General features: G+C 52.0%; 9 protein-coding genes. All 9 read left to right on the top strand.

What is annotated here, in order from left to right; all coding sequences use genetic code 11:
• Nucleotides 1–17 precede the first annotated feature (17 nt).
• Nucleotides 18–1,574, top strand: coding sequence for a RagB/SusD family nutrient uptake outer membrane protein (locus E7745_RS02935; protein ID WP_107032068.1), 1,557 nt, complete (start codon nucleotides 18–20; stop codon nucleotides 1,572–1,574).
• A 19-nt stretch (nucleotides 1,575–1,593) separates the two neighbouring features.
• Nucleotides 1,594–2,466: a DUF4843 domain-containing protein gene (locus E7745_RS02930; protein WP_160630470.1), complete on the top strand. Its 873-nt coding sequence runs from the start codon at nucleotides 1,594–1,596 to the stop codon at nucleotides 2,464–2,466.
• Between the two features lie 30 nt (nucleotides 2,467–2,496).
• Nucleotides 2,497–4,080 carry a PKD-like family lipoprotein gene (locus tag E7745_RS02925; RefSeq protein ID WP_136408269.1) on the top strand — a complete coding sequence of 528 codons (1,584 nt, stop codon included), beginning with the start codon at nucleotides 2,497–2,499 and terminating at the stop codon, nucleotides 4,078–4,080.
• A gap of 221 nt (nucleotides 4,081–4,301) precedes the next feature.
• A complete protein-coding gene (locus E7745_RS02920) occupies nucleotides 4,302–5,387 on the top strand; it encodes a thioredoxin fold domain-containing protein (RefSeq protein ID WP_123398446.1) in 1,086 nt (361 codons plus the stop codon).
• Nucleotides 5,388–5,468: 81 nt separating this feature from the next.
• Nucleotides 5,469–6,398 (top strand): serine protease, encoded by a 930-nt coding sequence (locus tag E7745_RS02915; RefSeq protein ID WP_168181960.1) that lies wholly within the window; start codon nucleotides 5,469–5,471, stop codon nucleotides 6,396–6,398.
• Nucleotides 6,383–7,303 (top strand): GLPGLI family protein, encoded by a 921-nt coding sequence (locus tag E7745_RS02910; protein WP_136408267.1) that lies wholly within the window; start codon nucleotides 6,383–6,385, stop codon nucleotides 7,301–7,303. The genes E7745_RS02915 and E7745_RS02910 overlap by 16 nt, the downstream gene beginning before the upstream one ends.
• A gap of 253 nt (nucleotides 7,304–7,556) precedes the next feature.
• The gene (locus tag E7745_RS02905) at nucleotides 7,557–9,401 is read left to right on the top strand and encodes a long-chain fatty acid--CoA ligase (protein ID WP_240740358.1); all 1,845 of its coding nucleotides are present in this window, start codon (nucleotides 7,557–7,559) and stop codon (nucleotides 9,399–9,401) included.
• A gap of 77 nt (nucleotides 9,402–9,478) precedes the next feature.
• Complete coding sequence (locus E7745_RS02900; protein WP_136408266.1) at nucleotides 9,479–10,489, top strand: aspartate-semialdehyde dehydrogenase; 1,011 nt, start codon at nucleotides 9,479–9,481, stop codon at nucleotides 10,487–10,489.
• A gap of 201 nt (nucleotides 10,490–10,690) precedes the next feature.
• Nucleotides 10,691–14,254 carry a pyruvate:ferredoxin (flavodoxin) oxidoreductase gene (nifJ, locus tag E7745_RS02895; RefSeq protein WP_136408265.1) on the top strand — a complete coding sequence of 1,188 codons (3,564 nt, stop codon included), beginning with the start codon at nucleotides 10,691–10,693 and terminating at the stop codon, nucleotides 14,252–14,254.
• Nucleotides 14,255–14,419 lie beyond the last annotated feature (165 nt).

The following is a 14,419-nucleotide window of genomic DNA, read 5'->3' as shown; positions in this document are numbered from 1 at the left end:
AAAAAGCAGACATTATTATGAAAACTATAAATAAAGTAAAATCAATACTCGCCGCCTCGCTTCTTGCCGTCAGCGTCACCTCATGTGCCGACTGGCTTGAAGTGAAGATGGAAGACAAGGTCATGGAGAACACCCTGTTTTCCGATTACCGTGGTTATATGACGGCTCTCAACGGTGTCTATCTCAGCATGAACGATGTCTATTCACGCAATCTCATGACTGGCCCGATTGACGTGATGGCCCAATATTACAATGTGACCGAAAACAAAAACCACTCGCTGAAGCTCTATGCCACATATGCCTACAGCGATGTGGAACTTGAAAAAACATTTGCCACAATATGGGCCAACATGTACACGCTGCTCGCCAATCTCAACGTGGTTATCGAGCACACCGCTGGCTCTAATCCGCTGACTGAGTCGCAGCTGGGCATAATCCGAGGAGAATCACTGGCCCTTCGTGCCTTCTTCCACTTTGATCTTCTGCGTCTGTTCGGTCCGATCTACACCGAAAACCCGACCATGCGGACTATCCCTTATCAGAATTCATCATCGCGTGAAATCCAGCCCTTGCTTCCTGCCAATGAAGTCATGGAAAAGATTCTGGCAGATCTTGCCGAGGCCGAGACACTCCTGAGTCAGTATGACCCGGTCATCACTGACGGTGTGCGCAACGAAGTTACAGAAGACAACGGTGTCTATGCCTATGACTATTCTTTCCGTCAGTTGCGCATGAACTACTATGCTGTCAAACTTCTGCAGGCCCGCGCATATCTCTGGATGGGTGACAAGGCCACAGCCTACCGTATCGCCACTGAAGAAATTCTTGACAAGGTCACAACAGACAAGCTTGTGATTTTCCCCTGGGCTACAAAAGAGCAGGTAGAAGCAGCCGGAAAGCCGGACTGCCTATTCTCGACCGAAGTTATCTTCTCGCTTTACAACACCAAGCGTTCTGAAATTCAAAGCTTATATTTCAGCTCTGCTCTTCGCGCTCTTTCAAGCCGTCTGACATTCTTCGGCAACTCTCTTACCGGAGATGAATCAAAGGTCGGCACGTTCTATGACGATGACAATGACCTCCGTGTGAAAATGTGGAAACTCGTCGAGCCGCTCCAGTCGGAAATTGAAGAAGCCGAGTCAAATGGAGAAGAAGCCAAAAGCACCCTGGCTCTGACAAAATATGAATCCTTTACAAAAGACGCTGTACTTGACGGAAGTGAAACCTATCGCTACATGATGCCGCTCATGCGTCTGAGCGAGGTCTATCTGATTGCAGCCGAGTGTACTAATGACCGCTCAGAGGCATTCCGTCTGATTAACACCATCCGTCACCACCGTCTGTGTGAGGAAGCAGATGAAAATAGTACAGATTTAGCCAAGCTTCTGACCTACGAGATGGCCCGCGAGGTGATTGGAGAAGGACAGCTCTTCTTCTTCTACAAGCGCCGTGGCGAAGAACAGATAATCTCCGGTACCAGCGCAGACGGTACTACTTCAATGATCAAGACAAACTATGTTGTTCCTATCCCACAGGAAGAGCTTGACGAACGTGCAACTGAAACCAATAAGTAAAAAACAGTCAGAACAAATCATGAAAAAAATCATATATCTTATATGCGCCCTGGTGTCCCTTCCGCTCGCCTATAGCTGTAAGGAGCATGAAATAGCGTTTTATGACGGTGTCGATGCCATTTTCTTTGACCAGCAGTATGGAGTATCGTATTACGACTCCCTGAGACAGGCTCACAAGAATTACTCTTACATACCTTTCGGAGTGATGGACGAGAGAGATTCCCTGTTGAGAATCAAGATAGAGGTGGCCGGACATATCCGCGACTATGACCGCCCGTTCGGAATCGAAGTTGTGGCTGACAGCACAACGGCTGTGGCAGGTGAAGATTATGAACTTGCTTCTAATGAGGCCGTTATTCTTGCAGGTCAGAACAGCACCCATATATCACTTATGACACACCGCACACCCAGATCTGAGGAAGGAACAATCCAGCTGCAGCTCCGGCTGATACCCGGCGAGCACTTCTCTCTGCCTTTTGGTTCGAATGGTATTGGGAACATGCCTCTGCGCGATGAAAATACGGAAACTCAGCCTATGAGCACAAACGCTGACCCCGCCATCCACAACATTTTTATAAATTGTAATCTCCGCAAACCCCAGGGCTGGAACGATGACAAGTTCGGTATATATTCAGAGACAAAATACAAGCTTATTCTGGAAATTTCTGAAGAAATCTTCGGATGGACTGTCTCAGATTTTGATAAAGATCCCAATAGTGTCATGAAGACTACCCGCTCTGTGCGAATAGCCAACTATGTTTCGAAATATCTGCTTGAGCAATACAAAAAGGGACGCGAGCACTGGGTCATTGACGAAGACGGATCCATGATGTGGGTTTTAGGCTGTTCATGGGCAAGCGGCACAATGCCTGACAATATGACTGAGATCTAAACATTGTAGAATCAAAGAAAAATCGGATTAATGAAGAAATATATATTTCCCCTTCTGGCGCTCGGACTGATGACGGCCTGTGTAGAAGACGAGGGCAATTACAACTATAAGCATCTCAACGTCATCGAGATCGAGGGCATAGAGGAATCATATGCACCCCTTGCCTATATGGACAATGTGAAAATCAGTCCGGTGCTTTCCGGCTCGCTTGCCGGAACGGATCTGAGCAACTACGAATATCAGTGGCATTTCTGCATAAACACCCATGCTTCACATGTGGTGATCAGTAACGAGAAGGATCTTGACTGGCATGCTGATATAGCGCCCGGAGTCTATTCGCTCTATTTCACCGTCAAAGACCGTACGACAGGGCTTGAAAAGCAGCAGAGAACCACCTTGAATGTCGGTTCACCTTTCCTTCGCGGTTTCCTTGTGCTCGGTGACGATATGGAGACTGGCCAAGTGCGTCTTGACATGCTCTGCATGCCTCAGGAGCGCGACACAGCATATGCCGAAAGCGTAATCACGGACCCGATAGGACTTGTCGGTGCCAGAGAGATGGTTTTCAGCGGTTATGGTTCGGCCAATGAAGATGACCAGTTCCTTTGGCTGCTTTCCGACCACTATGCCCACAGACTTACATTTGGCGAGACCCTATCATATATTGATGAATTCAATGAATCCGGCTTGGTCGAGCTTGAAATTCCGCATCAGACTCCGATGCAGGTGCGCGATGTCTTTCCTCGTCAGGGCACCAAAAACGCTATCAACGGAACCACGCAGAACCGTGCCAGAACTTACAGAGGTCTGATACTTGATGATGCCGTAGTGTTCTGTAACGTAAGTTCTGGAGGCTATGGAGGTGCCATCAACCGTTACAGCGCCGTGTCAAATAACTATTTCAAGCCCTATCCGAAGGCGTTTATCCAGCCTACCATCCCGTTTAACAATTCAAATCTGCTTAATGCGCTGGTGTATGACACCGACAATCAGTGCTTTGCACGAATGCTGGGCGCTTATTCCACATATATGGAGAAGATTACCGATTACTATCCCGGCGGTACATGGAATCTTGAAATCGGACAAGACAACAGGACTATGGTTTATGGTGAAAACGGCCTGAATCTTTACAACGGTGATAATCCTGTCTATATTCTCGCCAAAGACAACGATGCAGACAACTACTACGTTATGTATTTCTCAGGCCATTACAGCTACCTGACACGCCGCTACTATCCGACAAAGTCACCGCTCTATGCCGTGGATAAGGCTGTGGCTGTCGACATAGACAAGGCATCGCACTACATGTTCTCCTCAAACCGTCTGGTCTTGCTCTACTCGGTTGGCAACCGCCTCTATCAGTATGACTACACCCGCGGCACATGCATCAGCCATGAGTTTGACGGAGACATCACCTATCTTGAATCCGATTATTCGTCAAAGTGCTCGATCAAGGAGTACTTCTTGGCCACCTATAATGACGCCACCGGCAAGGGCATGATCTACAAGATGGAAGTGCCTGATATCGCCAATGCCGGCTTCAGCTTCCTTGATGGTCAGCAGTGGGAAACTACACTGAAAGTCAAGGATATCGAATGGAAATGGCCTAACTAAAGGGCTCTGTATCCGATTGAAGTCAATCATAGAGCCGCGTGCGGACAAGACCCTGATGTCAGGCCCTCACGCGGCTTTTCATATCCTTTCCGGACCCCGGCTCCGGAATGGCTCTGCCAGAAATACAGATTTTTTTTGACGGTTGATGTAACGATCCGCAGACTCGGCCGTCTTATATTCAGAAAACAAGATTAACCTTAACACCTACACTAACAACAATTATGAAGAAATTTATCATTGCCTCTCTGCTTATAGGCGCTTCAGCCCTGGTGGCTCCCGCTCAGACAGAGTTCCGTCATGTCTCTTTTGAAGAAGCTCTTGCAGCGGCAAAGAAAGAAAATAAACTCGTGTTCGTTGACTTCTTCACCACTTGGTGCGGTCCTTGCAAGATGATGTCAAACAAAGTCTTCCCACAGAAGGAGGTAGGCGATTTCATGAACGCCAAATTCATCCCCCTCAAGCTTGATGCCGAAAAAGAAGGAGCCGCGCTTGCCAAGCAGTATGGCGTGAAAGCTTATCCCACTTACGTAGTGATGGACGGTGACGGCAAGGAAGTGGCCAAGTTCTCAGGCTATATGGACGGTCCCAAATTCATTGAGAAAGTCACAGCCAACCTTGACCCCGAACAGTCGCCCGAACGCATCCGCGCCCGCTTTGAAGCCGGCGAACGCACCCCGAAGGTTGTCAACAGCTACGCCATGCAGCTCATGGAACAGCGCAAGGAAGACGAAGGTTTCAAGGTGATTGACGACTACTTCGCATCGCTCTCGGAAGCTGACCGTCTCAAAGCCGAGAATGAATTCATCTTCACTGTCTATACCATTGATCTTGACAATGACCGTGCCCGCTTCATGATCTCTCACAAAAACAAATTCACAGGTGAGACAGCCAGCAAGATCAACACCGTGCTTGCAAGCCTCTACGGACGCAAACTCAGTTCATATTTCTCTGGCTACATGTATCGTGAAGGCGGCTACAAGGCCGAAGAGTTCGCCCAGCTCAAAAAAGAGATAGCCGATCTCGGATTTGACAAAGACAATGACAACCACGTCATCTATGAGTTTGTGGAAAACCGCGCCTCGATGAACGATGCCGACTATCTTGCCTTCTGCGAATCCAACTTCAGCCGTCTGAGCGCTCGTTCCAAAGATATTCTGGCTATCAACGTGCCCCGTCTCTTCGATGAAAAGGACGCCACAATGAAACTCCAGCTCTCAAAATTCCTCCGTGCCCACGTCGGCGAACTCGGAGCTGTAGCCATCCAGGTTGTAGGCCGCTCGCTCAACAGCATGGAGTCTGGCGACTGATCTTCTTCCGGAGCATGATCTACCACGATTATGTCGCAAAATGAATTCAAAATAGAATCCCGAACATATCAAACAGAACAGATGAACAAGAAACTGTTTACTCTGCCTTTGTCACTTATAGCTGTGGTGCTCGCTCTTCTGGGTGTGGCACCACAGGCTTATGCTGACCATGACGCACTTTTCCAGGACTATCCTGCCAAAGTCGAGGCAGCTACCGCTCTGGCGCGTGAATACATGAAGACCCATCCCGGCCAGGGATCAGACTCCTTGCGCCACAATGTCATAGCCGGACTGAGCGATGGCCGCGTGGCCTCATCGCGAGTGCTGACACCGACCCGTAAGCGCAAGCTTTCGGCCCGTGAGGTCTTTGAGCTCTGCCGCCCAAGCTCGCTTGTGGTCTGCCGCTTCGAGCATAACAACGCCTATGCTCTTGACTCGGCCTACAGCAATGCCTCGGCTGTAGCTCTCACTTCTGACGGAATCTGTGCCACAAACTATCATGTGGTAGCCGACCTGGTGCTGAGCGGAGCCCTCGGTCATGAAGTCAAAAACGACCTGATGCGCTTCCTGATGGACCATGAAGGCAACATCTATCCCTTCCGTCAGGTGCTCCATGTCGATCCGATAAACGATATGGCCATCATCAGAGTCGACACCAACGGCCGCAAACTCACACCGGCCTCCATCGGCACAGATGTCCCGCAGGGCACTACTGTCTACTGCCTGTCGCACCCCTCCGGAGCCTACTATCATTTCACCGACGGAATGGTGTCTAACTGCACCCGCAGCACCAACAAGCGCACCGGCCGTGACAAGTATATCCTTGAAATCACCTCCGACTATGGTGTCGGAGCCAGCGGAGGCCCGATTTTCGATGACTGCGGAAACCTCGTGGCGCTCGTCAGCTCCACATTCTCCCTCTATGCCCAGCCGCAGCAGTATCGCAATTTTCAGATGGCATACAAGCAGACTGTGCCCGTCTTTCTGATCAGAGAATGTTTCACAGATTAATCCCCGGCACGATAATGAAGAAAGAACTACTTGCAATAGCCGTCGCCCTCATGCTGGGACTCGGCGTGAACGCCCAGGAACAGAAAAAGCAGCCAGATGCCGGAGCGCAGCAGGCCAATGAGATGGTCAACAAAATGAAAGAAGAGGCTGCCGCCTACTATGCCGGAGCCGATACAGCCGACTACGGCGTGCGCTACCGCCTGCGCTATCTCTGCAACAAAAAGAAAAACATCCGTTTCGAAGAAGACCGCGTAGTGCTCATAAGCCCTGATGTGACTCTTGACATGAGCTATCAGGGAATAGGGGAGACCCGCTGGCGCATGGCCAATCCGAAAGGACAGGGCGGCGACAGAAGCCTCGCCTATCATCTGACACCCAATTTCTATTTCTACTATCCCTCGTCAGGCCGCATGGTCCGCACCTACCGCATAATCACCGAAGAATTTCTTCTTGACGATGCCAGGTGCGAGAACAACTGGAAGATAACAGATGAAGAAAAGAAAATCGGTGAATACAACTGCCGCAAGGCAACTCTTGACCGCGGCGGACGCCGTTGGACCGCATGGTTCACCACCGATCTGCCACACAGGGGAGCACCACAGACATTCACCGGACTGCCCGGCGTGGTGCTTGAAGTCGCCGATGCCGACCGCGAAGTCTGCTGGATGTTCAACGGCCTTGTCAACAGCATCCCCGACAGCAAGCTCTATATAAAGATGCCCGAAAAATTCGCTCAGGCCACTCCTGAAGAATTCCGGAAAATACTGCGTGTATTCTCGCTTTCTGACAACAGTTATGTGCAGCAGTCAGGTGTGATGAGCAAGAACTCAAGCCATTATCCCGAAAAATATACCCCCTCGACAGGAATCGATGCCTGCGAGATCGACAATCCCATCGAGCGCTGATAAACAGGCATATAATGGATGCGATGCACATTGCAGATGTGGCTCGGCTCCATTATATGCCTTATTTTGTGAAGATTAGCCAAAGATGAATTAAGATATGTTAACCAGCATGTGCAATTTCTGAGGAAATGTTAACAAAAAGAAACTTTTTTGCATCCCAAAGGCCTGTGGCGCAAAAAATGTGGCTAACTTTGCCCCCTCATAAATAGCTGCATATAAATATATGTGTATGCAGCCTCCAAAATCCGCGCTGATGAATTTGAAATCCAAGATTGCCGCATCTGACGTATTGAAAGCAAATATACTGACTGATCTGCCTGAACGTCAGGCAGAACGCTTCGGCGATAAAGCCGCTCTTGCAGCCCCTGACCACGAAAACCGCTGGCGTGACATCTCATGGCGACGCTATGCCGCCGATGTGCGCACTGCCTCCCTTGCGCTTGCCGCTCTCGGAGTCCGCGAGTCCGATAATGTGGCCACCTTTTCCGCCAACCGTCCGGAGAATCTGGTGACCGACTTTGCATGTTTCCGCAACCGTGCCGTCTCTGTCTCGATCTATGCTACCAGTTCGCTCGAACAGCTCGTCTATATAATCAACGACGCTCGCTGTGAGCTGCTCTTTGTCGGCAACACGACCCAATACCGCATAGCCCGCGAGGCGCAGGCCCTCTGTCAGTCACTCAAACGCATTGTGGCGCTCAAAACCATCGAACTTGATCAGAATGACAGCACCTCGATGCTTTGGACTGACTTCATGAAGCTCGGAGAGACAGCCACGGAAGAGATAGCGGCCACAGTCGACAGCCGCGCAGCCGCGGCCGTCCCTGATGACATAGCCACTCTGGTCTACACCTCCGGCACCACCGGCGAGCCCAAAGGAGCCATCCTCACCCACGGCAACTACGATGCCGCAATGGAGGCCCATTGGCAGCGCATCACTATGGTTGACGAAAATGACACCTCAATGGCCTTCCTCCCCTTAAGCCACATTTTCGAAAAAGGCTGGACCTACTTCTGTCTTACCAAAGGAATCAAGGTATCGGTCAACCGTAATCCGCAGGAGATCCAGGCCACTATCCAGCAGGTGCGGCCCACCTGCATGTGTTCGGTGCCCCGCTTCTGGGAGAAAGTCTACACCGCCGTCCACGAGAAGATCGCATCAATGAATCCGCTCATGCGCATGGTGGTCCGTCAGGCTCTCAGAGTGGGCCGTCGGCGCAATCTGAAATACGCCCGTATCGGGCGTAAGGCTCCCTGGTGGCTCGAAACACGCTATCGCTTCTTTGAGGCCCGTGTGTTCCGCCTCCTGCGTGAAGCCATCGGCATTGACCACGGCAACATCTTCCCTACGGCCGGAGCTCCAGTCTCGACAAAAGTAGTTGAATTCTTTCACGCCTGCGGCATCAATATAGTGGTAGGCTACGGACTTTCTGAAACCACAGCCACCGTGTGCTGCTTCCCGCAGACAGGGTGGGAGATAGGTTCTGTCGGCACCCCCATACCTCTGGTGAATGTGCGCATCGGTGAAAACGACGAGGTCCTTGTCAAAAGCCCGATGGTCATGCGCGGTTACTACAACAAACCCAAGGAAACAGCCGAGGCATTCACCGCCGACGGCTGGTTCCGCACCGGCGATGCCGGCTATATCGACGATCACGGCGCCCTCTTCCTCACCGACCGTCTTAAAGACCTCTTCAAGACCTCTAACGGCAAATATATCGCGCCCCAGGCCATAGAGACACTTCTGTGTGAAGACCGTTACATTGACCAGGTGGCAGTCATAGGCGACCGCCGCAAATTCGTCTCCGCTCTCATTGTTCCTGATTTCGAGGTGCTTAAAGACTTTGCGGCAAAAGAGAAAATAGCTTATGACTCTATGGAACAGCTTGTGGCCGATCCGAAAGTCAGAAGCCTCTACACCAACCGCCTTGAAATCCTTCAGCAGCGCCTTGCCTCATATGAGAAAGTCAAGCGCTTCAATCTTTTGCCCAAGGAGTTCTCGATGGAGAAAGGCGAGCTGACCAACACTCTGAAAATACGCCGCGCGGCCGTCAACCGCCTCTACGCATCAGTCATCGACAGCATGTATGAAGACTGACCGGCAGAGCAATCCGGAATAAACTGAAAAATAAATCAACAAGTCACATATTATTTTTTCATACAATCTTCTAAAGCATGAAAGTAGCAATTGTTGGCGTCAGTGGCGCCGTAGGTCAGGAGTTTCTCAGGGTCCTTGACGAACAGAACTTCCCGATTGACGAGCTTCTGCTCTTCGGATCGGAACGCAGTGCGGGTAACACCTATGAATTCCGTGGCGAGAAACACACTGTGAAACTCCTCCAGCACAACGATGACTTCCAGGGTGTTGATTTCGCATTCGTATCGGCCGGAGCCGGTGTCTCGCGCGAATTCGCCGAGACCATCACCAAGCACGGTGCGATCATGATTGACAACTCAAGCGCATTCCGCATGGACGCCGACGTGCCCCTGGTAGTACCCGAAGTCAACGGCGAAGATGCCTTCAACACACCTCGCGGCATCATCGCCAACCCCAACTGCACCACAGCCATCATGGTAGTGGCCCTCAAGCCACTCAATGACATCTCGCCAATCAAGCGCGTCCATGTCGCCACCTATCAGGCAGCAAGCGGTGCCGGCGCCGTGGCTATGGCAGAGCTCGAAAAGCAGTATGCCGAACTCGCCGAAGGCAAAGAGCCCACAGTCGAGAAATTCGCCTATCAGCTTGCCTACAACCTCATTCCCCACATCGACGTGTTCCTTGACAACGACTATACCAAGGAAGAGATGAAGATGTATAACGAAACCAAGAAGATCATGCACGCTCCTGAGCTTGAAGTCAGCGCCACCTGCATCCGTGTCCCGGTGATGCGCGCCCACAGCGAAGCTGTCTGGGTAGAGACCGAGCAGCCCATCAGCGTCGAGCAGGCCCGCAAAGCCTTTGAACAGGCTGAAGGTCTGGTGGTTATCGACGAACCAGCAGCCAAGAAATATCCGATGCCTCTTGATGCCGCAGGCCATGATCCCGTCTATGCCGGCCGTCTGCGCAAAGACATTGCCAACCCCAACGGACTCACCTTTTGGCTGGTCGGCGACCAGATCAAGAAAGGCGCAGCGCTCAACGCCGTACAGATCGCACAGTACATGCTCGCACACCCCCGCGGCTGATACATTTTTTGACACATCTGTCTGAAACTCACTGATATTTTTCCTCCTTCCTATTTGTGAGGGAGGAAAAATTTTTGTATTTTTGCCGGACGAATCATCCATAAGCAAAACGGTATGACACCTCTCCTCCGCTTCAGGATGACAATGTCTGATACCAAAACTTATTATAATTATCTCTATTTAAATAGATTACATACCACTATGAGTAAAGAAAAAAAATTCTTGACCTGTGATGGTAACCAGGCTGCCGCTCACGTGAGCTACATGTTCTCGGAAGTTGCCGCCATCTACCCCATCACTCCCTCGTCAACGATGGCTGAATACGTGGACGAATGGGCTGCCGCCGGTCGCAAAAACATCTTTGGCGAAACCGTGCTGGTACAGGAAATGCAGTCTGAAGGCGGTGCCGCCGGAGCCGTTCACGGTTCTCTTCAGGCCGGTGCCCTCACCACAACCTACACTGCCTCTCAGGGCCTTCTCCTGATGATCCCCAACATGTACAAGATCGCCGGTGAACTTCTTCCCTGCGTGTTCCATGTTTCGGCCCGTACACTCGCTTCTCACGCACTCTCGATTTTCGGTGACCATCAGGACGTGATGTCCTGCCGTCAGACAGGCTTCGCAATGCTCGCCGAAGGTTCTGTTCAGGAGGTCATGGATCTCGCAGGTGTGGCCCACCTCGCAACCATCAAGAGCCGCGTGCCCTTCATCAACTTCTTCGACGGTTTCCGTACTTCTCACGAAATCCAGAAGATCGAAGAGATGGATCAGAACGATCTCGCTCCTCTGGTTGACCAGCAGGCTCTCGCTGAATTCCGTTCACGCGCCCTCAACCCCGAAAAGCCCATCGCACGCGGCATGGCTGAAAACGGCGACGTTTTCTTCCAGCACCGTGAGGCTTGCAACGAATACTACGACCGCGTTCCTGAAATCGTTGAGGAATACATGAAGGAAATCACCCGTATCACCGGTCGTGAATACGGTCTCTTCAACTACTACGGCGATCCCGAAGCCGAACGCGTAATCATCGCTATGGGTTCTGTTACCCAGGCCGCTCAGGAAGCCATCGATCACCTCCGTGCAAACGGCGAAAAGGTAGGTCTCGTTTCCGTTCACCTCTATCGTCCCTTCTCTGCAAAGCACTTCCTCGCAGCTGTCCCCAAGACTGCAAAGCGTATCGCCGTGCTTGACCGCACCAAGGAACCCGGAGCAAACGGCGAGCCCCTCTATCTCGACGTCAAGGACTGCTTCTACGGCCAGGCCGATGCCCCCGTTATCGTCGGTGGCCGCTACGGTCTCGCTTCAAAGGACACCACTCCCGCACAGATCCTCGCTGTGTTTGAAAACCTCGCCCTCCCCACTCCCAAGAACCACTTCACAGTGGGTATCGTGGATGACGTTACCTTCACTTCACTTCCCCAGAAGGAAGAGATCGCTCTCGGCGGCGAAGGTACTTTCGAAGCCAAATTCTACGGCCTCGGTGCTGACGGTACTGTAGGTGCCAACAAGAACTCCGTGAAGATCATCGGTGACAACACCAACAAATACTGCCAGGCATACTTTGCATATGACTCAAAGAAGTCAGGCGGTTTCACCTGCTCACACCTCCGTTTCGGCGACGATCCCATCCGTTCTACCTACCTGGTGACCACTCCTAACTTCGTGGCATGTCACGTGCAGGCTTACCTCCACATGTATGACGTTACCCGCGGTCTCCGCAAGGGCGGCACATTCCTCCTCAACACCATCTGGGAAGGCGAGGAACTTGCCAAGAACCTCCCCAACAAGATCAAGAAATACTTCGCTGACAACGACATCACTGTCTACTACATCAACGCAACCAAGATCGCTCAGGAAATCGGCCTCGGCAACCGTACCAACACCATACTCCAGAGCGCATTCTTCCGCATCACCGAAGTGATCCCCGTTGATCTCGCTGTAGAACAGATGAAGAAATTCATCGTCAAGAGCTACGGCAAGAAAGGTCAGGACGTTGTCGACAAGAACTACGCAGCCGTTGACCGCGGTGGCGAATACAAGCAGCTCCCCGTCGACAAGGCCTGGAGCAGCCTCGCTGAAGAAGCAGCCGCTGCAAACAACGATCCCGAATTCATCAACAAGATCGTTCGCCCCATCAACGCCCAGGACGGCGACCTCCTCAAGGTCAGCGACTTCGTAGGCCGCGAAGACGGCACCTGGGAACAGGGCACTGCCGCTTACGAAAAGCGTGGCGTAGCAGCCTTCGTCCCCGAATGGCTCGAAGAAAACTGTATCCAGTGTAACAAGTGTGCTTTCGTCTGCCCCCACGCCGCTATCCGTCCATTCGTCCTTGACGAAAAGGAAATGGCAGCAGCTCCCTTCGGCGACGACAACACCATCCCCGCAATCGGCAAGCAGTTCACCGGTATGCGCTTCATCCAGAGCGTCGACGTTCTCGACTGTCTCGGCTGCGGCAACTGTGTGCTCGTCTGCCCCGGCAAGAAGGGCGTGAAGGCTCTCGAAATGAAGCCTCTCGAAACCCAGCTCGAAGTTCAGAACGAATGGGACTTCTGCGTTAAGGAAGTAGCTTCCAAGCAGGATCTCGTTGACATCAAGAGCAACGTCAAGAACTCTCAGTTCGCAACTCCGCTCTTCGAATTCTCCGGCGCTTGCTCAGGCTGCGGTGAGACTCCCTACGTGAAACTCATCTCTCAGCTCTACGGCGACCACGAAATCGTAGCCAACGCCACCGGCTGTTCTTCAATCTACTCAGGCTCTGTTCCCTCGACTCCCTACACCACCAACGCCAAGGGTCAGGGTGTGGCATGGGCCAACTCACTCTTCGAAGACTTCGCTGAATTCGGTCTCGGTATGTCTCTCGCCCACGAGAAACTCCAGGCCCGCATCGCAGGTCTCATGCAGCAGGCTCTCGAATGCCCCTCTTGCAGCGCCGAAATCAAGGAACTCGCAGGCAAATGGCTCGAAAACCGCACCGACTTCACCGTTACTTCGGAAGTTGCCGAAAAGATCGTTCCTCTCTGCGAAGCCTGTGGCTGCGACGTATGCAAAGGCATCCTCGCCAACAAGGAACACATCGCCAAGCGCTCACAGTGGATCATCGCCGGTGACGGCGCCGCTTATGACATCGGCTTCGGCGGTCTCGACCACGTGCTCGCAAGCAACAAGAACGTCAACGTCCTCGTGCTCGACACCGAGGTTTACTCAAACACCGGCGGTCAGTCTTCAAAAGCAACCCCCATCGGTGCTATCGCCAAGTTCGCCGCTGCCGGCAAGCGCATCCGTAAAAAAGACCTCGGCCTCATCGCCTCTACCTATGGTTACGTATATGTGGCACAGGTGGCTATGGGCGCCGACAACGCTCAGACCCTCAAGGCCCTCCGCGAGGCTGAAGCTTATGACGGTCCCTCACTGGTAATCGCCTACTCACCCTGTATCAACCACGGCATCCGCGCCGGTATGGGCCACGCCCAGGAAGAACAGGCCAAGGCTGTTGAATGCGGTTACTGGCACCTCTGGCGCTACAACCCCGCACTCGAAGAAGAAGGCAAGAACCCCTTCTCTCTCGACTCCAAGGAGCCGCAGTGGGATAAGTTCGAAGACTTCCTCAAGGGTGAGGTGCGCTACGCTTCCGTAATGAAGCAGTATCCTGCAGAAGCTGCCGAACTCTTCGCAGCTGCCAAGGAAAACGCTCAGTGGCGCTACAACAACTACCGTCGCCTCGCTCAGCAGCAGTGGGGTGTTGAACCCGCTCCCGAAGTGAAATAATCTTTCACTCTGAGATAAAAACTGACGCCTCCCTGAAGCATCCGTGAAGTGATGCCTCAGGGAGGCTTTTTTATGTAAAAAACGTTGTTATTAACTAAAATTAACTATTGGGGGGGGTAATTTATTAAATAGTGTCTACCTTTGCAAACAAACACAAATCAATCA

The sequence above is a fragment of the Duncaniella sp. C9 genome, from assembly GCF_004803935.1.
Classification (GTDB): Bacteria; Bacteroidota; Bacteroidia; order Bacteroidales; family Muribaculaceae; genus Duncaniella; species Duncaniella muris.
Note: the sequence above shows the minus strand (reverse complement) of the source record. Positions and strands in the feature narration are given on the sequence as shown.

Excerpts from the sequence above, each read along its gene's own strand:
- E7745_RS02935 (WP_107032068.1), top strand. The coding sequence starts at position 18 with ATGAAAACTATAAATAAAGTAAAATCAATACTCGCCGCCTCGCTTCTT.
- E7745_RS02930 (WP_160630470.1), top strand. The coding sequence starts at position 1,594 with ATGAAAAAAATCATATATCTTATATGCGCCCTGGTGTCCCTTCCGCTC.
- E7745_RS02925 (WP_136408269.1), top strand. The coding sequence starts at position 2,497 with ATGAAGAAATATATATTTCCCCTTCTGGCGCTCGGACTGATGACGGCC.
- E7745_RS02920 (WP_123398446.1), top strand. The coding sequence starts at position 4,302 with ATGAAGAAATTTATCATTGCCTCTCTGCTTATAGGCGCTTCAGCCCTG.
- E7745_RS02915 (WP_168181960.1), top strand. The coding sequence starts at position 5,469 with ATGAACAAGAAACTGTTTACTCTGCCTTTGTCACTTATAGCTGTGGTG.
- E7745_RS02910 (WP_136408267.1), top strand. The coding sequence starts at position 6,383 with ATGTTTCACAGATTAATCCCCGGCACGATAATGAAGAAAGAACTACTT.
- E7745_RS02905 (WP_240740358.1), top strand. The coding sequence starts at position 7,557 with ATGAATTTGAAATCCAAGATTGCCGCATCTGACGTATTGAAAGCAAAT.
- E7745_RS02900 (WP_136408266.1), top strand. The coding sequence starts at position 9,479 with ATGAAAGTAGCAATTGTTGGCGTCAGTGGCGCCGTAGGTCAGGAGTTT.
- nifJ (WP_136408265.1), top strand. The coding sequence starts at position 10,691 with ATGAGTAAAGAAAAAAAATTCTTGACCTGTGATGGTAACCAGGCTGCC.